Below are 24,194 nucleotides of genomic sequence, written 5' to 3' on the forward strand. Positions count from 1 at the left end.
ACAATCTTTCCCGGATCGGCGTCTTTATCCCGAAACCAAAGTCACTTAAAGTGTGACTCATGCACGGTATCGGGGTCTTCCCGATACCCCACCGGCCAACGCCGGAGCCCCGGGCAATGCCGCCCGCGGCCTTAGATCCAACGCGCCGACGCCAGTCGGCCCAGGCGCGGTGCCGGACGCCCCCGGGGCGCCGAGCACGCCAGACCTTTTCATTCGCCCTTGAACGCCTGTCCGCGCGCCGCCTTCCCGCGCCGCGCCAGAGGAATGCCCATGCTATTGCCCATCTTGCTGCTTTCCGCCGCCGGGTTCACCATCCTGACGACCGAATTCCTGATCGTCGGCCTGCTGCCGGGCCTGGCCCGCGACCTGAACGTCACGGTGTCCCAGGCCGGCCTGCTGGTCTCGCTGTTCGCCTTCACCGTGGCGGCGACCGGCCCGCTGCTGACCGCCCTCATGGCCAACATCGAGCGCAAGCGCCTGTTCATCAGCGTGCTGGTCCTCTTCGGCCTGTCCAACGCCGTGGCCGCGGCCGCGCCGAACATCTGGGTCATGGCCGTCGCCCGCTTCGTCCCCGCGCTGGCCCTGCCCGTGTTCTGGTCGCTGGCCAGCGCCACGGCGGTGGAACTGGTCGGCCCCGCCCGGGCCGGGCGCGCCATCTCCACGGTGGCGTTCGGCATCGTCGCGGCCACCGTGTTCGGCATCCCCATCGGCGTGCTGATCTCCGACGCCTTCGGCTGGCGCGCCGCCTTCGCCGTGCTGTCGGTCGTGGCGTTCGCCAAGGCCCTGCTGCTGCTGTTCACCTTCCCCAGCACTCGCGTCCGCGCCGACGGCGTCCGGCTCGTCACTCAGCTGCGCATCCTGCGCAACCCCATGGTGGTCGGCCACGTGCTGCTCTCGCTGCTCGTCTTCACCGGCATGTTCACCGCCTACACCTATCTGGCGGACATGCTGGAACGGCTGGCCGGCTTCAACGGCCAGATCGTCGGCTGGACCATGATGGCGTTCGGCGCGGTGGGCCTGATCGGCAACACGCTGGGAGGCCGTCTGGTGGACCGCAGCCCGCTGGGCGCGACCGCCCTCTTCTCCTCGCTGATGGCGGCCGGGCTGGCGGCGCTGGCCCCCGTCATGGCGTCTCACGGCCTGCTGGCCGTGGCGCTGGGGGTCTGGGGCATCGCCCAGGCGGCCCTCTTCATCGTGTGCCACGTGCGGCTGATGAAATCGGCGCCCGAGGCGCCGGCATTTGCCGCGTCCCTGAATATCTCGGGCGCCAACATCGGCATCGGGCTGGGCGCCGTGGTGGGCGGAGGCGTCATCGACCGCTACGGCCTGGCGTCCCTGGGTTGGGCGGCTGCCGCCATCGTCGCCGTGTCGGTCGGCCTGGCCTTCCTGCTGATGGCCGCCTCGCGCGCCCGGCCGCAGTCCAAGGCCGCCTGCGCCAACGCCGCCTGAGCCCCGCTGTGTCCCCGGCGCCACGCCATACGCGCCGGGGAGCAGGAATACAGCAGGCTATGGCATTTACCAGTACAATAGAACTTCTTGGGGCCGATCCGGATTCGACGTGGGTCGCGAAACAACTCAGGGCATGCCGAGCACCAGTACGCTCGTTAAACCACTGGAACACTACAAACGCCAACGACGAGCGTTTCGCTCTCGCCGCTTAAGCGGTGAGCCGCTGCACTGATCTGTCCTTGGGTCAGGCGGGGGAAGGCAACTTCCTAGGGGGGCAACCCTCGAACCGCAGCAGCGACATTCACAAGGAATCGGTTTGAACTGGGGTCACACGGTTCAAATTTAAATTACGTGAATCGCTCTGGTCCGGCCTGTCGGTTGGCTAAGTCCAGGGTTAAAACCAAATAAATCGACTACGCATGTAGAACTGGTTGCGGAGGGCTTGCGGACGGGGGTTCAATTCCCCCCGGCTCCACCAAATTAGCAAGCTATAGACAGTACAGGACAGGGGCGGACGGGTTAACCGATCCGCCCTTTTCTGTCTCCAACTGTCCACCGTTTCACACCGTTTTCACACCCAAATCACACGAGCCAGAAACGTCCTGGATTCCCCTGTGCGCTGTCCGCCAGCGCGGCGTCCGAGCTACAGTCGGGCCATGGAAATCTGGCCTTTCAACGAGCACTTCACCGTCGCGGAATTCGCCGCCCTGCCCGTTGCCGCACAGCGGCAGATCGCGCTGATCGTCCGCGCACTCGTCGAGTACCTAGATCGCCATCCGGAGGAAGCCGCGGACCTGGAGTGACCCTATACTGGCCCTTCCCCTCGGTCAGGAGTGCGTCATGTGCGGTCGCATCGTCCAGAAGGCAGGCCCCATGGACTACGTGGAGCGCCTGTTCCCCAATCCCCACCGGATCTTCTCCGACCCGGCCGGCCCACGCTACAACATCCCGCCCGGCACGCGCCCGCTGACAATGCACCGGCTGGCCGGCGACTTCGAACTGGAGCGGCTCGCCTGGGGATACCGGCCGCAAGGGTCCAAGTTCTTGATGTCGAATGCGCGCCTGGACAAGATTCAGGCAAATAAGTGGCCTTGGAAGATGCTGACCGGCCAGCGCATCCTGGTGCCGGCCGACGGCTGGTATGAATGGAAGCCGCTGGACGACAGCCCGAAGCCACCGAAGCAGCCCTATTACATCCACGCCAAAGATGGCGCGCCACTGTTCTTCGCCGCCCTGTCAGCCTGGCGCGCTGGCGCAGAGAAGGACGCGGCCCACGGGTTCGCGATCGTCACCAACGACGCCGCCGGCGGCATGGTGGACGTGCACGACCGGCGCCCCGTGGCCCTCCCGGCCGACCTCGCCATGCACTGGATGGATCCGGACTTCCCAGCCGCCCAGGCGGTCGCGCTGCTCAGCGAGGGCCTACCGGAATCGGCATTCATCTGGCACCCGGTGCGCCAGGAAGTGGGCAATTCAAAGTACCAGATGCCGGACGCAATCGACCCCATTTAAGTTGGAATACACTGTTCATCCGAACAGTATTTTCACGCAGGTTGCAGCATGGGAAAGCCCGCCCGAACCCCACCGATCCCTCTGGATCGCCTGATCGCCCTCTGGAAAATCTCCCTCCCGGTGAGCATCGAGCGCGAGTTGCTATCCGAAATCAGCAGGGAGCACGGGGTACTACAGGAGGCCCGCGACCTCGTGGAAATCATCGACCGCGCCTGGAACGAAGAGGTCGGCAGTCATTTCGCGGCCATCCACCGCATAAAACTGCTCCTGGACGAGGAACCGGCCGTGATCGCCCGGAACCTGAGGGCGCCGAAAGTCTAGGGAGCGACGCCCAGCCCCCGGATGTACCCCTGCAGGCCGTTCACCTGGTCAGCCCATCGTGCAGCATCTTTTCCCATCTGCTCATATCGTCCGACACACGATCCAATAATTCCGATCCAGTCGGGGCCGGTTGCATCAGGTCCCGCGCTGGCGCCGGTAGCTTCGGCGCGCCGCTGGGCAAGCTGGCGGAGCAGCCCGTCAATGCGGCCACGCTGAGCGGCAACAGTCCTTTCAGCAGCTTCTCGCGCCAGGACGGCGCCACGGTATTGGGCATCAGCACGATCCTTTCCCTCCTGCCAGGCGCGCTCGATGGCAGTCTGGCGTTTCTCGATTTCGGCCAGCTTAGCGTCGGCCCCAGCCTGGAACTGGCGCGATCCGTACCACTGGCGTTCCAGGACCACGCCCGCCACCAGCGCCGCCCCGACCACGGCCACCGCGGCGTAGCCCTTCCAGCCGGCCAGCGCGCTCACGGTGCCACCTCGGTCAATGCCTGGGCATGGTTGCCGGCCCATTTCGCACGAAGCCCCGCACGCTGGGTCGGCGTGCCGCGCGCGTAGGCGCCCGGGCGCCAGGTTCGCAGGTACAGAGCCCAGGCGCCCTCGGCATCGCCGACCGCCGGAAGCCGGCCCGGGTCGCTCCACAAGAGCAGCCGCGCCAGGCCAGCCGCCAGCACATCGTCATGCTCGATGGCGTCCCAGATCGCGGCATCGCGCGCCGGTACGCCCCGGGCCTGGTACAGGTGCGCGGCCGCGGCGCGCGTGGCGACGTGCAGCCGAACACCGTGCACCATCCCGCCGCCCTGCTCCGCCTGCCAGAAGCTCTTCGCCGGTCCAACCGGGCGCGGCGGCCTTCCCACCAGCTGACGCCTGTGTTCGAACCGGGATTCCTGCAACCCGGTGGCCAGCAGCATAATGCGCGCTTCGGGCGTGTCCATCTTGGTGGGAAGCAGCGCCAGCGCGGGGGTGATGGCGTCGGAAACGATGGTATCCAAGGTCATAGCGTGGGCTTCCTGATGTGCTTTGCCGTCACGGCGGCAACGTAGAAGGCGGCCGACGCGGCAAGCGCGGCATCGCCGGCGCTGGCCCAGCCGGCCATGAAGATCCGGCATGCGGCGCCAGTGGCGGTCAGGCTGACGGCGGCCAGGCCGATTCGTTCGAACGTGGTGTCCTTGATGGCCCGCGAGAACACGGCCAGCACCGCGCCGCCGGCGACGATGAGCCAGCTTACGAAGGCCAGCACGGCCCACAGGGTCAAGTAGATGGTGCTGTCCATGTCACGCCCCTTTGCCGCGCACGCGGTCAATCACGGCCTGCCACAGTGCGGCGATTGGGGCAGCCTGCACCGCCTCCCAGCCGCGCGAGACGATGGCCATGCCAAACATCCCCGTCAGGAACCCGGCCAGGCCTTCAGGAATGCCCAGCAGCAGCGACAGATACGGCGATGCGTAATAGGCCACCAGCGAGCCGCTGGCCGCCATGCTCAACCTCGCCGGCCATGACCCTTGCAGATAGCGCATGGACACCGCCGCGCCCAGCACGCCGGCGAACTTTGCCGCAAGGGCGTCGAAGTCTTGGATGTTCAATCGTGTCCCCTATAGGCATGAAAAAGCCGCCCGGAGGCGGCGTATGGTTCTTGTGTCGTTGGCCTACAGCTGTATCGCCTCGGCCGCGATAAACAGCTGGTCAAGCATCGCGTCACTCCATTGGAGCGCCGCAGCGCCTGCGGCCAGGGCCGGACTATCCCGCCGGAACGTGGCTCCCTTCTGGAATGCCAGACGATGGAGCGGGTCCGTCGCCGGATCTGCGGCCCAGGCTTCCACCTGATCGAACAGCCCAGCGGCCATCAGCGCGGCGTAGGCTTGTGCGGCGGATACCTCCTGCGGTACGTACACCGGCTCAGGGTCGGCCGGCTCAATCACGCCGCCGGCGCGCTCCCACTCCAGGAACGCCTGATATTCCTTGTTGGCCTCGTCACGCGGGACATAGGCGCCATCGTCCAAACGCTGGATCAGTGTGTCATTGATGATTTTGTACATATCAGAACCTCGCGTCAGCAATCCAAGACCAAACGTTATTCACCATCCCGGCGTTCTGAAAGTTCCAGTTCACGAAGCCGACGCTGGCAGCTTGAACGACAACCGTGCCGTTCACTACCGCCCGGGTAACGGTGGGGGTGGCGCGCTTTTGGACCGCAAACTTATGCGATAGATATTGGACGGTCGTCGCATTGTTACCCGGGTTGGTGTAGCCGAACTGTCCATCTGATACTTCGTAATAGCGCTGGCACATCGCAAACTCTTGGCTGATCGGCCGATCTTCGAAGGGTGTCGCCTGATTACCTGGCTCGATCTGGACCTTGCTAATTTCAAGGGTTGCTCCGCTGGTGCTGACGGTGCGTATCGAGCCGGTCGCACGCGTGGTTTCTGTCGACAGCCACGTGCTTACGGCACCCTCGTAGTTCGTTCCGCTGCCCAGGTCGAATACCAGCTGCATTCCCAGCCCATTGGTGCGGTCCCAGTTGGCAATTCCGCCTTGGTCGATGGGAATCGTCAGCGTCTTCTTTTCCCAGGTGCCCGCCGTACCCACAGGGAACGTTCGCACATAGGACCGGAACGACGGAGAACCACCGTTTAGGAAGGCGATGCTGTAGTCGCCAACGATCGAGGCCTTGACCCAGAAACTGACCGTGAAGGAGCCACCCCACAAGGAGCCCAGCGCCAGAGCAAGTAGGTTCTGACCCTCGATGGGCTGCGAGAGACGGTTTCTGTCCGACGCGCCAGGAGTTGCTGCTGCGTTGGACGTTATGCGAGCGCTATATCCTCCCACTCGATCCTGCCCATAATCAGCCCCTGCCGCCTGCTGCGTGACAGTCACAGATGTGGTGCCAGCAGCGTGGATCCGCCATTGATCCGCCGTATACGGGTTGCCGCTCGCGGACGTGATGGGGCCGATCGATGTGCCCAATTGCCAGACGCGGAAATCTCCATTGATGATCTTGTTCTTATTGCCGAACGCCCCACCACCGAAGCCGCGCGAATAGTCGGATACGTACTGGCTTCCGTCCCAGTAGAACGTGCCCTGGCCCGGCAGGTACACCGGGCCGATGTCCGACGTCGGCAGCACGTTCACCACCGTGATCCCACCCGTGCCGCCGGCCGTTCCGGAAATGTCGTCCTGGGACCACACCAGCACGTCGCCGGCAGTCTTGAGAACCCACGTGTATTTCAGACCGTCCTGCAGGAACACCACGGCCTCACCGCGGTCGTCCAGCACAATCGGGTTCGTGTTGGCGGCCAGGCCGGCGGAGTCCTGATAGGTCGCCTGCGGCGTCGTCGTCGTGTTGGCATAGGTGTACAGCAGCCCACCCACCAGCGGCCGGCCGTTCAGGTCGATGGCCTGAAACCTGGGCGAAATGTATGATTGCGGCATTGCAAGCCCCAAAAAAAGCCCCGGCTATAGGCCGAGGCTGCTATGTTTACGAAATGGAAAACTTCCTACCGGCTTCCCTAATTGCCTATCTCGCTTTCGCCCTGGTGAAAGGAATATGGGATGGCTTTCACGAATCACCGACTGTTGGTGGGCGTCTTGATCCCCATCCCCAACGCGCCGCCGACACTGACGGATGGGTAGAGGAGACGATTCAGTCCCCCGAGACCCGGGAGTGGGCGCGGCGCACTGGCTGCACGATCGAGAGCAGAAAGCCCTGATCCCCCTTCGTTCAGCAACAGGCGCGCCAGACGGTTCTGGACATCCTCATTGCCAGACCGCATTAGGGCATTAGCAGCGGCGCCCAGCCTATTGCCGACCACAGCACCAGCGGCACCACCAGCAGGCCCTCCTATCATGAACCCGAGGCCGCCGCCAGCCAGAGCCCCCGGCCCGATGGCGCCGGCCACTTCGCCGACGCGACCGGGGAGCATGGTGGACAGCATGTTTTGCATCGCCAGGTTCTGAGCGGTATTCGTGCCCAGCGAGCGCCCGGCCTGGGCCTGCCCCTGACGCATCAGGTCGTCGCGGATATCCGTCAGGGCCGCAACTTTCTCCGCCGTGACGGATTTCGCCTCGTTCATGCCCGGCTTCTGCTGGGCCTTCTCCAGGTTGCGCAGTGCGTTCTGTACGCGCGCCAGCGTGATGTTCCCTTGGGCATCCGTGAGATTCATCCCCTGCAGGTACGCCATCTGGTCGATGTCGCGAGAGGCTGCGGAATAGGCTTGCCGAGCCTCCGCATAGCCTGGTATCTCCCTGTCCATCATGTCGACCAGCCGGCCTTTCACCTGCAGGACGCTGGCGGCCTTACTGTTCTCGCCGGCGCGCATGGCGGCGTTGATCTGATCATCGAGAGCCATCTTGATGCGCTGTAGGCCCACACCAGATACGTAGGTATCGGGCGTGCCCATCTGGCCGCCGCGATTTGCGTTCGTCCGGTTTGCAACTTTGGTTTCCACCGAGCTGCCGGAGTTCTTTGCCATCCGTTCCGCTTCGGCAAACGCGCTCTGGAAAGCAGGTGTTTTGCGCAGGGCAGCATATTCCGTATTCGCAACCGGGATGCCTACATGAGTATTCAGGTAATCATCCGCCGCCGCCGCTGAGCGGGCGGTTCTGGCAGAAGCCAAATCATCGGCCGTGCCGCGTATGGCGCCCATGGCATCCTGGCGAGCCAACTGGTTTGCCTCCTCACGCGCGACGAACGGAGTGGGCTCCAGATCGCGGATGGTGCGCTGCAGGTTGGCGATCTTGGGGTTACCCGTAATCTCGGCCAAGGTGGGTTCTACCCCCTCGACGAATTCGGCAACGCGACCCTTCTGCGGGCCTCCCCGGGCCATTCTGGCAAGAATATTCTCGGCGATCCGTTCGCGGCCAGCCTCCGTGAAGGGAGCAATGGCAGCTTGAACATTGCGGCCGATATACCGACCAGCGGAGCCCACGACCTGCCCGAGCGCCGGCGCCGCGAAACCCAATGCTGCACCGACCTTGGCGTTTCTGGAGGATTCCTTGTCGTAATCGCCGCCAGTTACCGGGGCCGCCGCACCGTAGCCAGCACTGACAAGGCTGCTTCCCGCTCCCCCCCCAAGCACAGCGCCAAGACGAGGAGCTACCGGCAACACGCGCGCCCCGATCTGCGCGCCCGTCGTCATAGGCGCGACCAGCGACGCGGGGCCGCCAGCCATCGAGAACGCGATATTGCCGCCCAGGCGGCCAACTCCTGCCGCGGCGGACCCGGGCGTCTGCTGCTGATATTCCGTTTCGCGCTGCGCCACCTCCGCATCTCGCGCGGCGACGTTGCTGGCGGCTTGGCTCGCCAGGTCGGTACCCAGCAGTCCATCGAGTTCTTGCAGGATCTGCTGACCCTGATGCATGGACGCCTGTGCGATTCCGGCGGGCACATCGCCGAACCCCTGCGCAAAGCCTTGACCTGCTTTGCGCACGCCCGCGCCAAGGCTCTCGATCGCGCCAAGCACGCCCGTATGCTGCGGCTGACCTTGCATCCTCTGGGCGCCTTCCTGGCTCATTTCGACGCGGTAGGGCTCGGCGGCAGGCGCAGTGGAGGGGCCCGCAGGTTCGTCCCACTGGACAGCATTCCAATCCACGTCAGGCGCGGCGCCAGCAGCGGCTGCCGCCGGGGCTTCATCCCACGTCACGCTGTTCCAATCCACATCGGGAGCGGAAGCAGCGCTGGCAGCCGGCAGCACCGCCGACGCCACGCGGTCCATAACGCCCGGCTGACCGCGCATGCCCGCCACGATCTTCTCAACGTACGGCACTGTCTCCTGGGGCTTGGGCAAATAGCGCATCCAATCCGGGTCGCCGGCCGCTTGGGCCTGGGCCAGCGCACGGTCTACGTTCCCGGGCCCGGCGTTGTAAGCCGCCAGGCCCTTACGAACGTCTCCGCCGTAATTGTTCACCATGGCGGCCAGGTAGTCCTGGCCCACGCGGGCGCGTTCCTCCAGGCTGTCGTCGCGGGCCGGCACCACGCCATAACCAGGATCGCGGTTGGTGGCGTCCATGACCTGCATGCGGCCCTTGGCGCCCACGGGCGACGTCACGACCCGGCCCGCCGCGTCATAGTCGCGGTTGCCGCTTTCCGCCTGCTCAACCAGGCGAAGAAGATCGTTGTAGGCCATTATTGGATCACCTCGCGCGTGCCGTCCGTGTATTCCACGACCTGGCGGCCATCAGGAAGACGTCCGCGGCGCGCAATCTCACGCGCGGGAGCGGCGGCCGGCGCGGCGGTAGCAGCAGGTGCTGCGGATTCGCCCGCCTTGCGACGGGCGCGTTCCAGCCCTCTGGCGACAATGTCCCTCAGCTCCTGCAAGGATTTGACGAATTCTTCTTCTGACTGTGCAGCGTCAAGGCGCGCAATAGCCTGCGTGGCCTTCGTTCCTTCCACTTCGGTGATCTGCCCGCCCCCCTTGAGGCTTTCGAACGCCTGAAGGAACGCTTGCCCCTTGATCTGGTCCAGTACGGCCCTGAAATCTGCGGCATCCGTGCCTGGAAAAATCGGGAGTATGGACGAAGTGCCGGTTGCATACGATCGGCCCGGATGGCTTATTGCCTTGTCGATCACGTCCATGATCTGCGTGGCCGTAGCCTCGGCCTGCCCCAGGCCCTGCTCGTTCTCCACCTGCGCCTTGCCCTGCGCGGTGCCGCGGGCCTTGGCCTGGGCGACACTGCCCTGTACTGCCGCATCGATTGACGCCGGCATCACGCGCTGGCCATTGTCTTCCAGCCACTTCTGCTCGCCACGCGCGTTTGTTTGAACCAAGCCACGGTTCGTCTGCACCGGCGACCCGTAGTTTCCAGCATCGCGCGCTAGACGGTCGCGCTGCAGCTCCATCATCTGCTGCCTGTACAGCATATCGAACTGGTCGAGCTGGCTCATGGTGCGCGCACGGGCTTGGTTCACCCAGGCCGGGTCGTAGCTCGGCGGCAACTGGGAAACATCCATGCCGGCCTGGGCCGCCGCTTGCTTAGCGCTCTGGTACGTCGATTCGTCATTCACCCCCTGCAGCAGCCGGCCTTGCAGCTCCATGCTCTGCTTTGCCTTCTGCATCCGGCGCACGTCCGCCTGGTCCGCGCTCGCGTCCTGCTGGTTCGCCAGGCCGGCGTACTGGAGAGCCGCGCCGGGCGACGCCTGCGCAATGGCAGGGAGCGCCGAGCGGTTGAAGCGGCCATCGGCGCCGAAGGTGTCGGGCGACCGGAGGACCCCCGCCAGAGCGTTGCGCTCGCCGGCCTGGCGCTCCTGTTCGCCTAGCTGAGCCTGGGCCGAGCGCAGCCGCGCCACATTGAACAGCGTATTGATCGGGCTTTCGATCTGCGGGCCGCGCGCCTGCAGCGCGATGTTGGTGTCGAGTTGCATATTCGCTCCTTAGGCGACCGGGCGCCATGCGCCATACAGGCTGTTCACGTTGCCCGTGGCGGCTGACGTCGGCGTGTAGCCCCCGCCATAGCCGCTCTGGCTGTTCAAGGCCGCGTAGTTCAAACCAGCATTCGCGATGGACCCCAAGCCCTGGCTGATGGCATTGCTCTGCCCCACGGCGCCGGCGGCCTGCGCATTCGCGCTTTGCGCCAGATTGTTGCTGACCTGGTTGGCATAGTTCTGGCTCACGCCCGCCAATGACGACGCCGACGCCTGGCCCATACCAGCCAAGGCCGCGAGCTTGTTGTACTGGTTCGTCTGGTTGGTGTTGAAAACGTTGAAGCCGGTCAGATAGTCGTTGTTGTATCGACCATAGGCGTTCCCATATTCCTGCGACGCCTGGCCCGAGTTGTAGGCCATGGCGTCTTTCAGCGCGCGGCCGGAATTCAGGTTCCCGGTCGCCGCCGCCATGTTGTTCAGCGCGTTCTGCCCTTCCTGAAGGCGGAACTGATAGCCGGGGTCCACCTCGAAATCAGCCATCGAGAACGGCTTGTACTCCTTGAAGGTGTTTAGTAGGCTGCCATAGAGCGGATCGTTCTTCGCCGCAGCCTGCTGGGCCAATCGTTCTTGAACGGCCGCGTTCAACGCCGCCTCGTCCACGGTGTCGCCGGTGGCGCCCACTGGATCGCCATATACCCAATTCGAAGACGTCCCGCCCGCGTCGCCGCCATCGATGTAATCGAGTTTGTAGCCCCAACGCTGGGCGCGCGGGTCATATCCCCACGTCGCATTCGAATAGTTCGATGCCGCTGCCCCACGCATCCCATTTGCAGCCAGCACCTCGCTGACCGACGGAGGGCGCCCGGAGCTCCCAGCTGTCGTGTACTGGCCGCGCAGTTCGTTCCGGATTTCCTGCTCGGTCAGTTCGCGCCCGCCGGTGCCGGTGCCAAGCCCGAGCCGATACATCAGCGCGTTCAGCCCAGCTTGACCTGCATTCAGATACGGCTGGAAATTGGCCGTGTTCTGCTCGTACTGTTCGCGCGTGATGGCATTGGCGTCCGCCGCGGCCTGTTGCTGCACGGCGGCGGCGTCTCCGGCTGCGTCTGCCGCCATTGCGCTGCCGGCCACGCCGGCGACTGCGCTACCTACTCCTACTGCTGCTGCGACCATTTCAGCCTCCAATCCACGCGCTATACGTGGTCTCTACATGTTGGAACCCCATCGCCTCGAATAGCCGGCCGATGTCCATGTGGGCTTTGGTACCCACGAACCAGCGCTGGACTCCGCGGCGCTTCAATTCCGCCTTGACCGCCTTCAGCAGGATCACCCCACCGCGGCCGCCGCGCTTGTCCTTGCGCAGGAAAAGGATGTCCATGTGGCAGGTCAGGCAGGTCTGGTAATGCAGCCCCGGCGCCACGAAGCCCACGAAGTAGCCCACCAGCTCGCCGGCGTCGCGCAGCGTGACGAAAATGACCTCGCCACGTGCGTCGCGCTGCAGGTAGACGTGGTACTGAGGGTCCAGAGGCACCTTGTCCTTGTTCAGGGCGAGTTCTTCCCAATGCAACGGGAACAGCGGCTTGAGTTCTTCCAGGCGTTCGGTGAGGCTTTCGACGTGGGCCGTGAGCATGGCTTACCCCTGGCGCGGCAGACGAATATCCACCACCATGGATACGCGGTCGTCGGCGCTGTTGTTGATGACCTCGTGCACTTTGTCGTTGGCGAACCAGAAACAGTCGCCAGTGCGCATCTGAATTTCTTCCGCGTCGTCGCCGTCGCCGCAGCGCAGGACGGCGCCGGGCAGCCCATGCAGCACAATGTGAAAGCGCGTGTAGTACCGGGTCTGCTCGGGCGTGTCGGCGTGCGGGAAGATCCGGCCGCCGGGGGCCACTTTGTTGATCATCACGCGGCCCAGCCGCTCACCGCTCACGCGCGCCATCAGGTCGAACATCAGCTTGCGCACCTCGGGCAGCGCGGCCTGCGCCGGATAGTTCACGGCCTCGTACTGGTCATGCCCGGCAAGCTGGTTGGCCTTATAGGCCTCGATTTGCTCGTCGGTCAGGCCTTCGACCTTCTCCGGGAAGCGGATCATGATGGTTTCGGTCTGGCCGAACGGGCCCTGTGGATACTTGCGCAGGAACGTGTCTTCCTTCCACAGGTGCGGCTGGCGACGGATGGCGAGCATGAGCGGGTTCACGTCCAGGCCGCTCGCCAGGAAATGGAAATGTTTCATATGGCCTCTGGGTTAGCGCGACACGGCGGTGATCGTGGGCGCGACGGTGTAGGTGATGACGACTTGGTCGCCGGGGTTGAGGGGGATGAGCTGGCCCGCCGACTGGACCGCCAGGCCCAGGGTGGTGGTGCCGCGTTTGAAGGAAATGGCGGACGCCGTGCCGCCGGCCACGTGCAGCGCCATGCGTGAGGGCGCCGTGTAGGTCATTGGCGAGCCCGTGGCGGCCACGGCAGTAGGCGCCAGGGTGTCGGCATAGGCCGACCCCAGAACGTTCGCCAGCGCCCGCATAAAGGCGAGTGTCTGGGGCGACTGGATAAGTTGGCCGTTCTGCTCGATCGCGAAGACAGCGTTGTTCTGAAGTAGCTGCAGGTCGGCCATCAGTCGTCCCCCAGGTAGGCGCCCAGCAGCACCGCCTTCACCGGGTCGGTGACGCTCAGCTCATAGACGACTTGCCGGCCATTGCCGGGACGGTTGAACCGCGCGCCATAGCCGTATTCGCCGATGCGGCCGACGGAGACCGTGCGCCGGTTGCTCCAAGTATGTCCGCCATCCTTGGACTTGCGCATCATCATGGCGGGCTTTTGGCCCTGCCCGGTGCTGGTTCCCACACCCGCCTCGACGTGCACCACCAGCGCGCCCATGGCCAGGTCGTTCAGCTTTTCCACGATCGTCTGTGCGGCGCGCAGCCGCTTGATGGTTTCACCGTCGTCCGTGTAGTTGGCCTGGTCCAGCAAGTACAGCCGCCCGCGCTCCCAGTCACCGACCACATGGCGCCCGGCAAACAAGGCGTGACAGTTGGCCCTATGGCGCGTGAATTCGCCCGTCCCCGGCACCATGTAGCCGCGCTCATGCCATTGCTGGGACGCGACGTCATACACCCAGGTGGTCATCGCCGCCGGGAACGTGAGCTGATAGAACAGGTGGCCGCCCTGCTGGTAGGAGAACCCAATCGCGTCATCAACGCGCGGGTATCCGCCGATGGCCGCTTCAACGCCATGAGTCGACACCCGGGTCGGCGCCGCGCCGCCTCGGGATTGCCAGATCACGCCCTGCCCCTCGGTGCCGCGGCCCAGCCACATGACGCTGTTGTCGATGTTCACGGGGCTGAACGCGGCCACGCATCCCTGCTGCATGGCACTGTTCTGGCTGGGGGAGAATCCTTGCGCATCGGCAACCAGCAGCTGCGTGGTGGATTCGCCGAAAACGTACAGCTGCTGTTGGTCTGGCAGGTGCGCGACGATATTGTCGGGTGACGCGTCCGTGCTGGCGAAATCCAGCCCGTTCCAATCGCGCACGTCGCCGATCTTGGACCAGCTCATGGTTTGCGACTGAGGCGCTTCAACCAGGAAGCGGTTGCGCAGGTATGAAATTTGCCGGGCGCCAGTCGGGAATTCGGTGTCGGTGATCGTGCCAAACGTGGAACTGGGCAGGTCGTAGTAGTAGCCCAGCACGCCGTCGACCAGCGCGAGCTGCGTTTCGTTGATCGCCATGGACACCGGGCCGGCCGACGTCGCGAGGCTGCCCACCAGTGTGGGAATCCAGGCGGCGGTGACGCGGAAAAGCTTGTCACCAGACACGACCCACAGTTCGCCCTTGAACACCTTCAGGCCGCGAATCTCGGCGGGCGCGTTGGGCATTTCCAACACGCGCGTCAGGCCAGGCGTGGGCAGCAGCGCCGCCTGGACCGTCGCGCCGTCTGCGCCCAGCTCGATGAACCAGTTGACGCAGCGTTGCGCGCTCAGGTTCAGGCTGGCGGCCTGATAGGCCGGCCCCACAACGGGTATGGGCGTTCTCAAGGCAGCACCCCCATGTTCCCCGGGCCGAAGGGCCAGCGCCAGCCATAGTCATTGCCCCAGGGCACGGTGCGCTCGGGCATGCCGTAGCCCAAGATCCAGCCGAAGGCCAGCGTGGTGCTGATGCCGTCCACGGTGCCGCGCAGGGTGTACCAGTTGCGCCAGACCAGGTCACCGGGCACGGTGAAGGGGGTCGCCACCGGCACCGATCCATTGAACGGTCCGACCGTCGCAATGGCCAGGTCCGTGATCAGCAAGGGATCGATCGGGTCTTCGTCGGCATCCGTGCGGAACACCTTAGCCGTCAGCGTGATCAGGTCGCCCTGATACACCTGCAGGTCGCGGCGCTTGGCGCCGTCCAGCGCAACTATGATTTCCATCAGAAGTACTCCGCCGGGGTGGTGCCGGCGTTGGGCAGCGCCACCGCAGATTCGATTTCTCGCATGCCCGCCGACCACATGCTGGCGTCCGGCGGGCGCTGGAATTCAGGGGCGGCCAGAAATGCGGCCATGAGCACGTACGATTCCTGCGCATAGTCTGGCACAGCGTTCAACGTCCAGCGCAGCAGGCCGCGCGTTCGCAGCGCCGCGTGCACCGCATCCAGCTTTTCGTTGATCAGCTCGATGTCGTCGGCTTCCGCCGTCTCGCCGGCGCCCAGTACCGACAGCTTGCGCAGGACGCGCGGGCCCAGGTCGCGTTTCGTGGCCGTGAGCATGTCAGGCTGCCTTCTTGGCCTGCGCCGGCGCGCCAGCCTTGAAATGGCTGTTCTCGGCCAGCTTGCGGAAGGCCGGGGTGTCCGGGACTTCTACCGCCTTACCCAAGGGGAAGATGTGCTCGCCGATGACCAGGTCGTCGCGCTTCTCGCCCGGATTGGCGGGGTCACCCGTGAAGGTGAGTTTGATTGTTTCCATGTAGATCTCCAGGCGGGCCGACCGAAGCCGGCCCGCGGTTGGGTTACGTGTTGAGGGGGATCACCAGGATGTAACCAGCGATGAAGCCACTGGCACCCGTGACGGCCGTACCGGTCACGATGTCGATGGTGTCGTTGGCGGTCAGCACCAACGGCGCGGCCGTGGCGGCGCTCGCCCGGATAACGGCGCCGGTAGCCGCGGCGGCGAAGTAGTCCGGATCGCCGCCGTACCCCACGTTGAAGGTGGCCGTGCTGACGCCGCTGGTCACCACCATGACGTCCAGCACCACCGAGCCGGCCTGGATGACCGGCGACTGGATCACGGTGCCGATCGGGACGGCGGCCGAAAAGTCGTAGCGAAACGGGATCGCCTTGACCGATTGGCCATCGCCCACGCCGGGCATGACGTCGCGCGGCTTCGTATCGCCCACACGGGCGGCATTGACAGTTGCCATGAAAATCTCCTTGGTAGAGACGAAAAAAAACGCCCCTCGGGCGCTTCGTTTCGTCTCAGGTTGGCTGTGGTTGCTTAGGCGTCCGGAACGGCAGCGGTGACGACCGTCACAACGCCGTTCTGCACCAGGTTGTCGGTATCCGTGGCGCCCTTGCCGAACATCAGCTTTTCGATGCCGCGGATTTCCTGGATGCCGACGCCGTTACGGAAACCATAGTCGCGCACGTCCGTGGTGGAGCGCGTGCGCTGCGCCCAGCCCAGGCCGAGCGCGCCGGCGCCGCACAGGAAGTTGAAGCCGACGTCAATGTTGCCCGCGCCCACGCCCGGCACGGAGCCGATTTCGGGGATTTCGCGGATGATCACGCCATCCCACACCAGGTCGCCTCCGGTAAACAGCGGGTTGGTGCGCACGTTGCGCTCGCGCGCATCGCGGTTCGCCTGGGTCATCTCCGGGGCGTTCTGCAGATCGCGGAACGACAGGGAATTGGCGAACATGACGAACCATTCCTGGTCCTCGGTCGTGCGGGTGGGCGTGATCGCCGGGGAGGCGGTCTGAGCCATGCGCTTTGCCAGGCTGATCACCTGGGGCGTCAGCTTGTCGGCCGTGTTGTCGATGTTCGCCAAGGAGGCGGACCAGTCGTTGCCAGTGTTGTTGGACTTGGCCGCGCCAAACAGCACGCGGTCGGCGTTGTTGGCCAGGAAGGCGTCCTTCTCGGCTTCGGTGGCCTGCTCGTAGGGGATCATGATGCCGGCGGCGTTCGGGATCGACTTGAACGCCGTATTGATGGCATCCCGCAGGGCATCAAGCGACCAGCCCTTGAGCGCGCTGCGGCCAGCGTTGCGCAGGTCGATCGCAGATTTCTGCTCGTCCCACTGGGTGATGACCACGGCGTTGCGATGTGGCATGACGCGCACGGCCATGGACCGGGTGTCAAGCTCGGCTTCGTTGCCTTCCAGCACCGTGTTGCCGGAGACGCCGCCGCCGATCTTGCGGACCGCAGCAAACGTGATTCGATCGCCCGCCTTGCGGGTCAGATCCTCTTTGACCATGAAGAGCGATTCTTCGCTGGTCCCCATGTAGCGCATGTAGCGGTTGGCGCGCAGGTATTCCTGGAAGAACTTGTCGTCCCAGATTTGCGGGGTAAGCCCCGGGCGTGCAGTGGTCTCAGCCATTTACGGCTCCTTTACTTTTTGAACAGGTCTTCGAACGGCGTCGGCCCGGTGTGCGCGTCCGCAGAGCGGGCGGCAGCAGATCGGGCGGTAGCCAGGGAGGTGGGCAAAGCTGCCGTGGGCGCAGGGCTTGCGGCGGGCTGGGCGGATTGGGGCTGTTGCGCGGAGAGCTCGGCCAGGAGTTCCTGGCGCAGGCGCTCCTTGTAGGCCGCTGGGTCATCGCCGATTTCCTGCATGGCAAGCAAGCGCGTGCCTTGCTCGTAGACGAATTCCCAGGGATGCCGCTGCTGCATCAGTTCCGCGCGCATGGCGGGGTTCTTCTGTGCCGCGGCTTCCCATGCCGCCATCTTCTCGTCCATATCCGGGTGGTCCTTGCGGGCCAGTAACTCGGACGTGTTGAAACGTTCGTTGATGGCGAACTCTTGCGCGGACATCTCGCGCGGAGTGGCAGGTTGCTGCTGCTGGGGCGCCTGCTGCTGCGCCGTCAATTGCTTGATCTGCTCCTCGTAGCGGATGGCCCTTTCCTTCCAGTCCGTCTTTTCCTTGCGGACGGCTTCAAGCGCGGCGAGTGGGACATGCTTGTCACTTCCAGGGGCTGGCGGCTCCCCATTCGCAGGCTCGGCGGTTGCCGGCTCCTGCGGTTCGCCCTGCGGTGCCTCCGGCGCGGCTGCCTGCGGCTCCGGTTCCCGTGCGGGTTCCGGCGCGGCCTGCGGCTGCTCTGGCTGCTTACCTTCGAAAATGCCGTTGAAGTCCATCGTTTCACTCATTGCGCTCTTCCTTCACGCCCGATTCAGCCCGGCGGCAGCTTTAACGCCCGAAAATCCCCGGCGGCGGAATAAAAAAAGCCGCCCGTAGGCGGCTGTCGAAACTGGGAGACGTCAGATGCTGACGCTTCCCCTGAACTCTGGTGCGGTGGGCATGGTGACGAGCAATTCGGTCTCCACCTCGGTCTGGACGGCCTCGGCGTTCGTCTTGCGCGCGCTGGCCACGTCCTTGGCGATCTGGGCCTGCTCGGCCATGGGGTTGCCAGGGTGGGCCTGCTGGCGTTGCTCCGGCTTCATGACGTCGTAGCGGCGCGTCTCGGCGTCGAACGCCTTGATCTGCAGGTCTGCCTGCTTGTCGCGCAGCTGCTCCTGCATCTGCTGCATGGCCTGCGCCTGCTGCTGAAGCTGCTGCTGCATCTGCTGCATTTGCTGCTGGATCTGCGGCGGGAGAGCGTTGCCCTGCTCCATTTCGTCCAGAATCTGGTCCTTGTTGCGCAGGCTGGACGCCAGGATGATCGCCTTGGGTGGGATGGGGATGCCCGACTGGGCCATCTGCGCGAGCTGTTCGAACTGTTCGCTTTGCAGGGTTGCCAGGTCCGGGCCCTCCTGAATGACGATGTCCACGTCCAGACCGCTGACGTCGTTCTCGACGGCCACGGGCTGCTCCAGCAGGCGCGGGTCCTGCGGCGGTATCCCGAATTGCTGGGCGGCCAGCATGATGGCCTGCTGCTGCATCTCGGGAGGCAGCTGCTCCAGGCGGTCCTTGACGGTCACGACCTTGTTCAGGCCTACCCACTTGATGTTGCGTTCGTCGTCGGTGACGCGCACCCACTTCTCGTCCGTCCAGAATTGCTTGATGCGCAGCCAGACCGCCTCGTATACGTCGCGTGTCCACTGGCGCAGCTCGTCGACGGTCGGCTCAACCTCGATGCTGCCGGCCTGCTGCTGGGACTGGATGGCGCGGCCGGACAGTTGGCGCTGATCCTTGCCGGCCAGGGAAGCATTCGGGCCGCTGGCCTGCATTTCAGCGGTGGCCTGCTGCAACAGTTCCATCTGACCGCTGGCCATATCGCCGGTTGGCAGGATGCCGAAGTTCTGCCCGAAGGTGGCGCCGCCGTTCAACTCGACGTGGCCATCAGGCTTGGCCAGTTCGCGCTTGGCCGCCGCAACGTCCTGCACCGCCTCCTTGGTGCCGTAGGTCTGACGCTGGTTCAGCAGGTGCAGCGCCTTGGACCGGCGCTTGTTTACCTCGTCCTGCGTGTCGATCCAGTCGCTGACCGCGCCGTAGCGGTTGTTCTCGCGGTCGATGTAGCAGGACCGCATGATCAGGGACGGCGCCGGTTGGCCGTACTTGTCGATGTAGGGGGAGACCTGCGGGTCCACCAGGAAGCCGCCGCGGGTGAACGTGGCAACCATCCAGGTGCCTCCGTCGTCCTGGTAGTGCATCTGGACGATGCGCACGCGGGTTCGGCGGTTGTCGGACCACATTCCGTCCTTGGGCCGGTCCTCGTAGGTGTCGGACATGGACACCGTCTGCAAGGATGCCTCGATGGCTTCGATGCGGTCCGGATAGGTGGCGAATGCCTCGGTCTTGTCCATCCAGATAACAATGCCGCGATACCGGCCGTCGCTGAAGTCGGACCGGCGGCTGTGGGGGTCGTACACCAGACGGTCCCAGGGCACGTACTGGATCGACACGACGATATCGCCGTTGGGGGCCGGCTCGACGATCACATCGGCGCCGCCGAACCCCTCGATCATCATGTTTTCGTAGACGGACGAGCGGACGACGTCGAAATCGTTCTCGTCGGCCACGAAGCGCAGCGCGTCGGTGGCGGCCTCGGCGCCCTTCTCGTCCTGCGGATTACGGGGGAACGCGCGCGGGTCCGTGCGGGACCGGCGTTCCAGGCCGCGCAGGATCTCGATTTTCCGCTTGATGTAGTTCACGACCACGGGCGGCTGGCCCCGGCGGCGCAGCGCGGCGACTTCCTCGGTCGTGAGCTGCTTGCCGTCGTAGTAGTCGCGGTTGCGCTCGGCGCGCTGGCGGGCGTCGCGGGTGCCGTCCTCCGCCGCCTCGAAATCACGGACGAGCCGGGTAAGGTGGTCGTAGAACTCGCCGCCGGGCGTCGCCGCGGCAGCGTCGGGCACCTGCTCGCCGTCCTTGGTTGCCAGTCTCAGGTTCATGCCACTTTCCAGTTTGTTTCGTCAGGGTCGGATGCGCCGAATGCGCGGTCCCAGCGGTCCAGCGTCTTGCTTTTGGTCTTGGCGCTGACGACGGCGGGGTGTGCATCGTCCAGCGCGCGGCCGATCAAGGAAGCCGTGTCCACGTCGTCGTCGTTCTTGCCATTGGGGAACTTCAGGAACTCGGCCAGCTCGGCACCCGGTTCGAACCACACGCGCTTGCTGGCGGCTCGGGCCTGAAAGCCGCGGGCCCGGGTCGGCTTGTTCGTCACGCTGGGCAGCCATTCCAGGCGGCAGAATGTGTTGCGCTCGCGCATCCGGCGCACCAGCATGGGTTCGATCGCCTTCTGGATCACGCCCGATTCGCCGAACCAGGCGAACGGCTTGTGCTTGGCGATCAGGTCGATCTCCCTTTCGATCCAGACGTCGGATGTGGTCTGGCCACGCCACCCGCCCAGGCGGTACAGGTCGCCCGCGGGGTCCACGCCCCAGATTCGGTGCACCGTGTAGTCGCCACCGTCTGCCGTCACTGCGTAGTCGCTCGTGCCGTACAGCGCCAGGTCGCCAGGCAGCGTGTCCTGATCCCATTCCTGGAAGTACTCCCGGCGGAAATACGTGCCGTCGTCAGGGTTGGGCTGCTGCTGGTACAGCGCATTCCAGTCCCGCTCGGGCAGCACGGCCTTGATCTGCTGCAGCACGGGCAACGGGTAGCGGTCGGGCCACAACGCCGCGCCATCATCGCTGATGGCTGGCAGGCTGACCACTTCCCACTTGTCGCCGCCCTTCGTCTGCTGGTCCAGCAACTTGCCCGACAGGTCATCCTCGTGCCACCGCGTGTTGATAACCACGATGGCCCCGCCCTTCATCAGGCGCGTGTAGGCGGTCGACGTGTACCAGTCCCAGACGCGGCGCCGGCGGATGTCGCTGTCGGCTTCCTCGCGGTCCTTGAACGGGTCATCGATCAGCAGCACGTGCGCGCCGCGGCCGGTGATGGCGGTACCGACGCCGGCGGCCACGTACATCCCGCCCTTGCTGGTGTGCCAGCGGTTTGCCGCCTGGGAATCCGGCGCCAGGCCCGATTCAAACAGCAGCCGATAGTACGGATCGGCCACGATGTTGCGCACGTCCCGGCCGAAGTCTGCCGCGATGTCGCCGTTGTAGGACGCCGCGATGATCTGCCGGTCGGGGTTGCGCCCCAGATACCAGGCAGGAAACCGGCGGCTTGCCAGCTCAGACTTCCCGTGGCGCGGCGGCATGCAGATCATCAGGCGGGTGACTTCCCCGCGCTCGACCGCTTCCAGGGCCGCGGCGATCTTGCTGTGGTGCCCGGCCGGCTCGTACCCATGGTTCGTGTACTGCGTGAAGGCCAGCAGGCCTGTGCGCGCCTTACGCCGGGCCAGAAGTTCGGCCGCCGCTTCCTGCGGCGATAGCTGCGAGCTGGTCATCGGTCATTTCCTGGGCGGTCGTGAGGCGCAGCGGCTTGTCGTCGGCGTTTGCCAGCTCGGTGCGCATGCGGTCGCCATAGACGGACGGCTCCATGCGGGCTGCATTCCACTTGCGGGTCTCGATCGCCAGCTTGGCGGCCTGGATTTCTTCGCTGGTGCCCTTCTTCACGGCGTCGGCGATGTCGATCATCTGCTCGGCGAACGTGTGCGCGCGCTCCTTCAGCGCCGCGCGGTATAGGGCCTGGATCCCCTGGCGATCCTCCTGGACCCACAGCATGAACGTGGAGCGCGCGGGCCGGCCCTTCTTGCGGCAGGCTTTCACTCCAGACATTCCGGACGCAATATCCCCGCAGATCGCGCTGGCCTGGGCCAGGATCTGCTCGTCGGTGTACGTGATCATGTCTGTGTCGGGACGCAAAAAAGCCCGCGAACCTTTCGGTTGCGGGCTTCGTGGAGGCATTTGTGGAGACTCGGGAGCGATAGTAACGCCAGTTTCAGCCGCCTGCAAGGGGGTCGGCCATCAGCCCTCGACGGATGAACATCGGGATAAGGAGCGCCTTGGCTTCCTGGTAGGCCTCGTGCAGTTGCTCGGGCGTCATCCGGGCATTGCGCATCAGGCGATTGCCGGCGTGCCGGTTCCCCGCGTGGATGTCGACGGCGGCGCGCATCTGCCAGGTGGGCAGGCTGTCGATGCAGACGTCGACCTGCTGGGCCTGCATCCTGGCAATGCGTAGCTCGCGTTCATCCCGCTCGGCCTGGCCGTCAATGTCCCGGGTGAGCCCGGGCTTGGCGTCCTTGAACATCGGCGACGCGTTGGAATGACCCAGGTGCGGGCGGCAGGCCAGGGTGTAGCGGTACCAGGTCATGATCAGGTCTTCGGCCGGGTCGGCCTGGGCATGCATGAACGGGTTCGGCGCCGTCGCGCGCATTGCGATGTGCATCATGTCTCCTAGACCCATTCCGGGTGATCGTGGCCCTTCGGCGGGCGCCGGGGGTCGTATTGCTGCATCAGGCGGTTCAGGTCCATCTGCGCATCGGTCAGTTTGCGGCGCCAGCCCCGGCCATTGGCCATGCGCTCCACGCGGTCAGGGCTATGCAGGGCCAGCTTTGCCGCCTCCAGCCTCGTAGCCATGCAATCTGGCGCGTAGGCTGCTTGGGAATTCTGCAAGCTCCATGCGCTCGGGACCTGCCAGGGAACTATCAGCGCGCCCATATCCGGGATGCAGAACATCACTCCCCTCCCCGCCGTCCGCCCGCGAGCGAGGGCGTTTTCGGCTGGGCCGCCAGCGCGCGCTCGCCGTTCAGGCGCAGGCCCACGGACGACAGGCTGAGCGGCGGGCGCTGCAATGCGTTGCTGGTGCGCGCCGGGGCCACGAATACGGGGATGTCCAGAGCGGCGGCTGGCGTCGATGCCGGCTTGACCGCGGGCGCAGGCTTGGGCCTGGGTGCGCGTGCGCGCCTCGCGGGCTTGACCGGCTCAACCGGCTGAGCCTCGATGATCGCCGCCATCAGCCAGCCGTCATACGCGTCTTTCGGCGTGACGCCGCGGCAAGATACCGTGGCGTCCACGCAAAGCCAGCAGCCGTCCATCCGTCCTTCTACGGGGATCAGGCGCGGCAGCTTGGCCCGCGCGGTCTGTTCGTGTGTGCTCATGCTTTGCGCTCCTGCGGCTGCCTGCCGCTGCGTGCGTTGGACGTGATTGCCACGCCCAGCGCGGGCCAAGCATGGGTGCTGACGCCGTAGAGCGGTCCGGGCTGCCCCTTGGTGCCTACCTGGGGCGTCGCGCCGCCACCCGTGCGCGGGAAGAGGTCCAAGATGGCCTGGCGCACGTTCCCGTCCTTGGCCTTCGTCGTGCCGCACAGGTGCATCTTCACGTCCTTGCGGTAGACCAGATCGACGGCTTCCGGCCGTTCCATGGCCTGCATGAACCGACCGATCCAGACGCAGGTTTCGAACACTTCCCGGCCCACGGGCATGCCGTAGCTGGCGATCATTTCCATGGCGATGCGGCTGTGGCTGACCATCTCCAGGTAGCGCAGCAGATCGGAGTTCTTCTTCACGCCGCAGCTCAGCACGCGGTGATGGTCAGGCAGGTAGACACACCAGCCGGACTGCTCCGGGCCCGGGTCAATGCCGAAGATCGAATACACCGGCCGCGGGTGACATTCGGGCACCTTAGGCGCGCGCGCGAAGCTGTCCGGGGCCGCTCCTGCACTACCTGCACTTTTCTGGTCGACCTGCATGAAATCGGTCGACCTGCAGGTGCACACCAGGCAGCCGTCGCAGCCGCGGGCCTGGCATTGCAGCGCCGTCCGTCCGTGGAAGGCCTGCAGCGTTCCCTGCATCGGATCGAGCGCCACGTCGGCGCCCTGGGGGGTGAGGTTCGGTAGGGTCATGCGGCCACCTGCGCGCGCTTCATCACCACGGGGCGTAGCATCTCCGCAGCGCTGTCGCATTCGGCTTTGGTGCCGACGTGCACGACGATGTAGTCGCAGGGCCGGTTCTGCATGAAGGCCTTGCGGTTGCCCTTGATCGCGTGTTCCAGGGGCTGGATGTGAAAGCCGCTCTGCCGCTGCGACCATTCGAGGACGTAGATTTCGTTTTCCATG

At 65.2% G+C, this 24,194-nt stretch carries 31 protein-coding genes and 1 other RNA gene; 5 read left to right on the forward strand and 27 right to left on the reverse strand.

Annotated elements, in window-relative coordinates:
- Nucleotides 1–270 precede the first annotated feature (270 nt).
- From ADE01S_RS17320 to ADE01S_RS17335, 5 genes are all read left to right on the forward strand, one after another.
- Nucleotides 271–1,449, forward strand: coding sequence for an MFS transporter (locus ADE01S_RS17320; RefSeq protein ID WP_062682971.1), 1,179 nt, complete (start codon nucleotides 271–273; stop codon nucleotides 1,447–1,449).
- Between the two features lie 89 nt (nucleotides 1,450–1,538).
- Nucleotides 1,539–1,927: a transfer-messenger RNA gene (ssrA, locus tag ADE01S_RS17325) on the forward strand.
- 178 nt (nucleotides 1,928–2,105) lie between these two features.
- Nucleotides 2,106–2,252 carry a hypothetical protein gene (locus ADE01S_RS31605; protein ID WP_156494256.1) on the forward strand — a complete coding sequence of 49 codons (147 nt, stop codon included), beginning with the start codon at nucleotides 2,106–2,108 and terminating at the stop codon, nucleotides 2,250–2,252.
- Nucleotides 2,253–2,289: 37 nt separating this feature from the next.
- Nucleotides 2,290–2,961 carry an SOS response-associated peptidase gene (locus ADE01S_RS17330; RefSeq protein ID WP_062682972.1) on the forward strand — a complete coding sequence of 224 codons (672 nt, stop codon included), beginning with the start codon at nucleotides 2,290–2,292 and terminating at the stop codon, nucleotides 2,959–2,961.
- Nucleotides 2,962–3,009: 48 nt separating this feature from the next.
- Nucleotides 3,010–3,282: a hypothetical protein gene (locus tag ADE01S_RS17335; RefSeq protein ID WP_131828706.1), complete on the forward strand. Its 273-nt coding sequence runs from the start codon at nucleotides 3,010–3,012 to the stop codon at nucleotides 3,280–3,282.
- Here ADE01S_RS17335 and ADE01S_RS17340 read toward each other — a convergent pair.
- The 27 genes from ADE01S_RS17340 to ADE01S_RS17465 all read right to left on the reverse strand — a co-directional run bounded on the left by ADE01S_RS17340 (nucleotide 3,279) and on the right by ADE01S_RS17465 (nucleotide 24,193).
- Nucleotides 3,279–3,752: a hypothetical protein gene (locus tag ADE01S_RS17340; RefSeq protein WP_242663384.1), complete on the reverse strand. Its 474-nt coding sequence runs from the start codon at nucleotides 3,750–3,752 to the stop codon at nucleotides 3,279–3,281. The genes ADE01S_RS17335 and ADE01S_RS17340 overlap by 4 nt on opposite strands.
- On the reverse strand, nucleotides 3,749–4,279 hold the full coding sequence (locus tag ADE01S_RS17345) for a hypothetical protein (protein WP_062682974.1): 531 nt from the start codon (nucleotides 4,277–4,279) through the stop codon (nucleotides 3,749–3,751). The genes ADE01S_RS17340 and ADE01S_RS17345 overlap by 4 nt, the downstream gene beginning before the upstream one ends.
- Nucleotides 4,276–4,554, reverse strand: coding sequence for a hypothetical protein (locus ADE01S_RS17350; protein ID WP_045952776.1), 279 nt, complete (start codon nucleotides 4,552–4,554; stop codon nucleotides 4,276–4,278). The genes ADE01S_RS17345 and ADE01S_RS17350 overlap by 4 nt, the downstream gene beginning before the upstream one ends.
- A gap of 1 nt (nucleotide 4,555) precedes the next feature.
- Nucleotides 4,556–4,864, reverse strand: coding sequence for a hypothetical protein (locus ADE01S_RS17355; protein ID WP_062682975.1), 309 nt, complete (start codon nucleotides 4,862–4,864; stop codon nucleotides 4,556–4,558).
- 63 nt (nucleotides 4,865–4,927) lie between these two features.
- The gene (locus tag ADE01S_RS17360) at nucleotides 4,928–5,317 is read right to left on the reverse strand and encodes a hypothetical protein (protein ID WP_062682976.1); all 390 of its coding nucleotides are present in this window, start codon (nucleotides 5,315–5,317) and stop codon (nucleotides 4,928–4,930) included.
- Between the two features lies 1 nt (nucleotide 5,318).
- On the reverse strand, nucleotides 5,319–6,710 hold the full coding sequence (locus tag ADE01S_RS17365; protein WP_062682977.1) for a hypothetical protein: 1,392 nt from the start codon (nucleotides 6,708–6,710) through the stop codon (nucleotides 5,319–5,321).
- A 134-nt stretch (nucleotides 6,711–6,844) separates the two neighbouring features.
- Nucleotides 6,845–9,403 (reverse strand): lytic transglycosylase domain-containing protein, encoded by a 2,559-nt coding sequence (locus ADE01S_RS17370; protein WP_062682978.1) that lies wholly within the window; start codon nucleotides 9,401–9,403, stop codon nucleotides 6,845–6,847.
- Nucleotides 9,403–10,638 (reverse strand): hypothetical protein, encoded by a 1,236-nt coding sequence (locus tag ADE01S_RS17375; RefSeq protein WP_062682979.1) that lies wholly within the window; start codon nucleotides 10,636–10,638, stop codon nucleotides 9,403–9,405. The genes ADE01S_RS17370 and ADE01S_RS17375 overlap by 1 nt, the downstream gene beginning before the upstream one ends.
- 9 nt (nucleotides 10,639–10,647) lie before the next feature.
- The gene (locus tag ADE01S_RS17380; RefSeq protein ID WP_131828707.1) at nucleotides 10,648–11,808 is read right to left on the reverse strand and encodes a hypothetical protein; all 1,161 of its coding nucleotides are present in this window, start codon (nucleotides 11,806–11,808) and stop codon (nucleotides 10,648–10,650) included.
- A gap of 1 nt (nucleotide 11,809) precedes the next feature.
- Nucleotides 11,810–12,265: a GNAT family N-acetyltransferase gene (locus ADE01S_RS17385; protein WP_062682981.1), complete on the reverse strand. Its 456-nt coding sequence runs from the start codon at nucleotides 12,263–12,265 to the stop codon at nucleotides 11,810–11,812.
- Nucleotides 12,266–12,268: 3 nt separating this feature from the next.
- Complete coding sequence (locus ADE01S_RS17390; RefSeq protein ID WP_062682982.1) at nucleotides 12,269–12,868, reverse strand: aspartyl/asparaginyl beta-hydroxylase domain-containing protein; 600 nt, start codon at nucleotides 12,866–12,868, stop codon at nucleotides 12,269–12,271.
- 12 nt (nucleotides 12,869–12,880) lie between these two features.
- Nucleotides 12,881–13,246 carry a hypothetical protein gene (locus ADE01S_RS17395; RefSeq protein WP_062682983.1) on the reverse strand — a complete coding sequence of 122 codons (366 nt, stop codon included), beginning with the start codon at nucleotides 13,244–13,246 and terminating at the stop codon, nucleotides 12,881–12,883.
- A complete protein-coding gene (locus ADE01S_RS17400; protein WP_131828708.1) occupies nucleotides 13,246–14,664 on the reverse strand; it encodes a packaged DNA stabilization protein in 1,419 nt (472 codons plus the stop codon). Before ADE01S_RS17400 ends, ADE01S_RS17395 begins: the two co-directional genes overlap by 1 nt.
- A complete protein-coding gene (locus ADE01S_RS17405) occupies nucleotides 14,661–15,041 on the reverse strand; it encodes a hypothetical protein (RefSeq protein ID WP_062682985.1) in 381 nt (126 codons plus the stop codon). Before ADE01S_RS17405 ends, ADE01S_RS17400 begins: the two co-directional genes overlap by 4 nt.
- The gene (locus ADE01S_RS17410) at nucleotides 15,041–15,376 is read right to left on the reverse strand and encodes a hypothetical protein (RefSeq protein WP_062682986.1); all 336 of its coding nucleotides are present in this window, start codon (nucleotides 15,374–15,376) and stop codon (nucleotides 15,041–15,043) included. Before ADE01S_RS17410 ends, ADE01S_RS17405 begins: the two co-directional genes overlap by 1 nt.
- Nucleotide 15,377: 1 nt before the next feature.
- Entirely contained in the window at nucleotides 15,378–15,572 is a 195-nt protein-coding gene (locus ADE01S_RS17415) for a hypothetical protein (protein ID WP_062682987.1), read from the reverse strand.
- Nucleotides 15,573–15,615: 43 nt separating this feature from the next.
- On the reverse strand, nucleotides 15,616–16,026 hold the full coding sequence (locus tag ADE01S_RS17420) for a hypothetical protein (RefSeq protein WP_131828709.1): 411 nt from the start codon (nucleotides 16,024–16,026) through the stop codon (nucleotides 15,616–15,618).
- Nucleotides 16,027–16,100: 74 nt separating this feature from the next.
- Entirely contained in the window at nucleotides 16,101–17,198 is a 1,098-nt protein-coding gene (locus ADE01S_RS17425) for a phage capsid family protein (protein ID WP_062682989.1), read from the reverse strand.
- 11 nt (nucleotides 17,199–17,209) lie between these two features.
- Nucleotides 17,210–17,962 carry a lipase chaperone gene (locus tag ADE01S_RS17430; protein ID WP_075873244.1) on the reverse strand — a complete coding sequence of 251 codons (753 nt, stop codon included), beginning with the start codon at nucleotides 17,960–17,962 and terminating at the stop codon, nucleotides 17,210–17,212.
- 111 nt (nucleotides 17,963–18,073) lie between these two features.
- A complete protein-coding gene (locus ADE01S_RS17435) occupies nucleotides 18,074–20,143 on the reverse strand; it encodes a portal protein (RefSeq protein ID WP_062682991.1) in 2,070 nt (689 codons plus the stop codon).
- Nucleotides 20,140–21,585 (reverse strand): terminase large subunit domain-containing protein, encoded by a 1,446-nt coding sequence (locus ADE01S_RS17440; protein ID WP_062682992.1) that lies wholly within the window; start codon nucleotides 21,583–21,585, stop codon nucleotides 20,140–20,142. Before ADE01S_RS17440 ends, ADE01S_RS17435 begins: the two co-directional genes overlap by 4 nt.
- Nucleotides 21,527–21,985, reverse strand: a complete 459-nt coding sequence (locus ADE01S_RS17445) for a terminase small subunit-like protein (protein ID WP_062682993.1) — start codon at nucleotides 21,983–21,985, stop codon at nucleotides 21,527–21,529. The genes ADE01S_RS17440 and ADE01S_RS17445 overlap by 59 nt, the downstream gene beginning before the upstream one ends.
- 94 nt (nucleotides 21,986–22,079) lie before the next feature.
- Nucleotides 22,080–22,529, reverse strand: coding sequence for a hypothetical protein (locus tag ADE01S_RS17450; protein ID WP_131828710.1), 450 nt, complete (start codon nucleotides 22,527–22,529; stop codon nucleotides 22,080–22,082).
- Nucleotides 22,530–22,534: 5 nt separating this feature from the next.
- Nucleotides 22,535–22,717 (reverse strand): hypothetical protein, encoded by a 183-nt coding sequence (locus tag ADE01S_RS31610; protein WP_131828711.1) that lies wholly within the window; start codon nucleotides 22,715–22,717, stop codon nucleotides 22,535–22,537.
- A gap of 98 nt (nucleotides 22,718–22,815) precedes the next feature.
- Nucleotides 22,816–23,238, reverse strand: coding sequence for a hypothetical protein (locus tag ADE01S_RS17455; RefSeq protein WP_062682995.1), 423 nt, complete (start codon nucleotides 23,236–23,238; stop codon nucleotides 22,816–22,818).
- Nucleotides 23,235–23,981 (reverse strand): hypothetical protein, encoded by a 747-nt coding sequence (locus tag ADE01S_RS32125; protein WP_242663385.1) that lies wholly within the window; start codon nucleotides 23,979–23,981, stop codon nucleotides 23,235–23,237. Before ADE01S_RS32125 ends, ADE01S_RS17455 begins: the two co-directional genes overlap by 4 nt.
- Nucleotides 23,978–24,193 (reverse strand): hypothetical protein, encoded by a 216-nt coding sequence (locus ADE01S_RS17465; protein ID WP_062682996.1) that lies wholly within the window; start codon nucleotides 24,191–24,193, stop codon nucleotides 23,978–23,980. Before ADE01S_RS17465 ends, ADE01S_RS32125 begins: the two co-directional genes overlap by 4 nt.
- Nucleotide 24,194 lies beyond the last annotated feature (1 nt).

It is taken from the genome of Achromobacter denitrificans NBRC 15125 (assembly GCF_001571365.1).
In the GTDB taxonomy this organism is placed as follows: Bacteria; Pseudomonadota; Gammaproteobacteria; order Burkholderiales; family Burkholderiaceae_B; genus Achromobacter; species Achromobacter denitrificans.

Bases quoted from the DNA above. Each gene is read 5' to 3' on its own strand.
- ADE01S_RS17430 (WP_075873244.1), bottom strand. From the start codon at position 17,962: ATGAGTGAAACGATGGACTTCAACGGCATTTTCGAAGGTAAGCAGCCA.
- ADE01S_RS17395 (WP_062682983.1), bottom strand. From the start codon at position 13,246: ATGGCCGACCTGCAGCTACTTCAGAACAACGCTGTCTTCGCGATCGAG.
- ADE01S_RS17320 (WP_062682971.1), top strand. From the start codon at position 271: ATGCTATTGCCCATCTTGCTGCTTTCCGCCGCCGGGTTCACCATCCTG.
- ADE01S_RS17365 (WP_062682977.1), bottom strand. From the start codon at position 6,710: ATGCCGCAATCATACATTTCGCCCAGGTTTCAGGCCATCGACCTGAAC.
- ADE01S_RS17440 (WP_062682992.1), bottom strand. From the start codon at position 21,585: ATGACCAGCTCGCAGCTATCGCCGCAGGAAGCGGCGGCCGAACTTCTG.
- ADE01S_RS17445 (WP_062682993.1), bottom strand. From the start codon at position 21,985: ATGATCACGTACACCGACGAGCAGATCCTGGCCCAGGCCAGCGCGATC.
- ADE01S_RS17390 (WP_062682982.1), bottom strand. From the start codon at position 12,868: ATGAAACATTTCCATTTCCTGGCGAGCGGCCTGGACGTGAACCCGCTC.
- ADE01S_RS17420 (WP_131828709.1), bottom strand. From the start codon at position 16,026: ATGGCAACTGTCAATGCCGCCCGTGTGGGCGATACGAAGCCGCGCGAC.
- ADE01S_RS31605 (WP_156494256.1), top strand. From the start codon at position 2,106: ATGGAAATCTGGCCTTTCAACGAGCACTTCACCGTCGCGGAATTCGCC.
- ADE01S_RS17425 (WP_062682989.1), bottom strand. From the start codon at position 17,198: ATGGCTGAGACCACTGCACGCCCGGGGCTTACCCCGCAAATCTGGGAC.
- ADE01S_RS17330 (WP_062682972.1), top strand. From the start codon at position 2,290: ATGTGCGGTCGCATCGTCCAGAAGGCAGGCCCCATGGACTACGTGGAG.
- ADE01S_RS17385 (WP_062682981.1), bottom strand. From the start codon at position 12,265: ATGCTCACGGCCCACGTCGAAAGCCTCACCGAACGCCTGGAAGAACTC.
- ADE01S_RS17405 (WP_062682985.1), bottom strand. From the start codon at position 15,041: ATGGAAATCATAGTTGCGCTGGACGGCGCCAAGCGCCGCGACCTGCAG.
- ADE01S_RS17455 (WP_062682995.1), bottom strand. From the start codon at position 23,238: ATGAGCACACACGAACAGACCGCGCGGGCCAAGCTGCCGCGCCTGATC.
- ADE01S_RS17370 (WP_062682978.1), bottom strand. From the start codon at position 9,403: ATGGCCTACAACGATCTTCTTCGCCTGGTTGAGCAGGCGGAAAGCGGC.
- ADE01S_RS17415 (WP_062682987.1), bottom strand. From the start codon at position 15,572: ATGGAAACAATCAAACTCACCTTCACGGGTGACCCCGCCAATCCGGGC.
- ADE01S_RS32125 (WP_242663385.1), bottom strand. From the start codon at position 23,981: ATGACCCTACCGAACCTCACCCCCCAGGGCGCCGACGTGGCGCTCGAT.
- ADE01S_RS17410 (WP_062682986.1), bottom strand. From the start codon at position 15,376: ATGCTCACGGCCACGAAACGCGACCTGGGCCCGCGCGTCCTGCGCAAG.
- ADE01S_RS17345 (WP_062682974.1), bottom strand. From the start codon at position 4,279: ATGACCTTGGATACCATCGTTTCCGACGCCATCACCCCCGCGCTGGCG.
- ADE01S_RS17435 (WP_062682991.1), bottom strand. From the start codon at position 20,143: ATGAACCTGAGACTGGCAACCAAGGACGGCGAGCAGGTGCCCGACGCT.
- ADE01S_RS17450 (WP_131828710.1), bottom strand. From the start codon at position 22,529: ATGATGCACATCGCAATGCGCGCGACGGCGCCGAACCCGTTCATGCAT.
- ADE01S_RS17335 (WP_131828706.1), top strand. From the start codon at position 3,010: ATGGGAAAGCCCGCCCGAACCCCACCGATCCCTCTGGATCGCCTGATC.
- ADE01S_RS17375 (WP_062682979.1), bottom strand. From the start codon at position 10,638: ATGCAACTCGACACCAACATCGCGCTGCAGGCGCGCGGCCCGCAGATC.
- ADE01S_RS17465 (WP_062682996.1), bottom strand. From the start codon at position 24,193: ATGGAAAACGAAATCTACGTCCTCGAATGGTCGCAGCGGCAGAGCGGC.
- ADE01S_RS31610 (WP_131828711.1), bottom strand. From the start codon at position 22,717: ATGGCTACGAGGCTGGAGGCGGCAAAGCTGGCCCTGCATAGCCCTGAC.
- ADE01S_RS17380 (WP_131828707.1), bottom strand. From the start codon at position 11,808: ATGGTCGCAGCAGCAGTAGGAGTAGGTAGCGCAGTCGCCGGCGTGGCC.
- ADE01S_RS17360 (WP_062682976.1), bottom strand. From the start codon at position 5,317: ATGTACAAAATCATCAATGACACACTGATCCAGCGTTTGGACGATGGC.
- ADE01S_RS17350 (WP_045952776.1), bottom strand. From the start codon at position 4,554: ATGGACAGCACCATCTACTTGACCCTGTGGGCCGTGCTGGCCTTCGTA.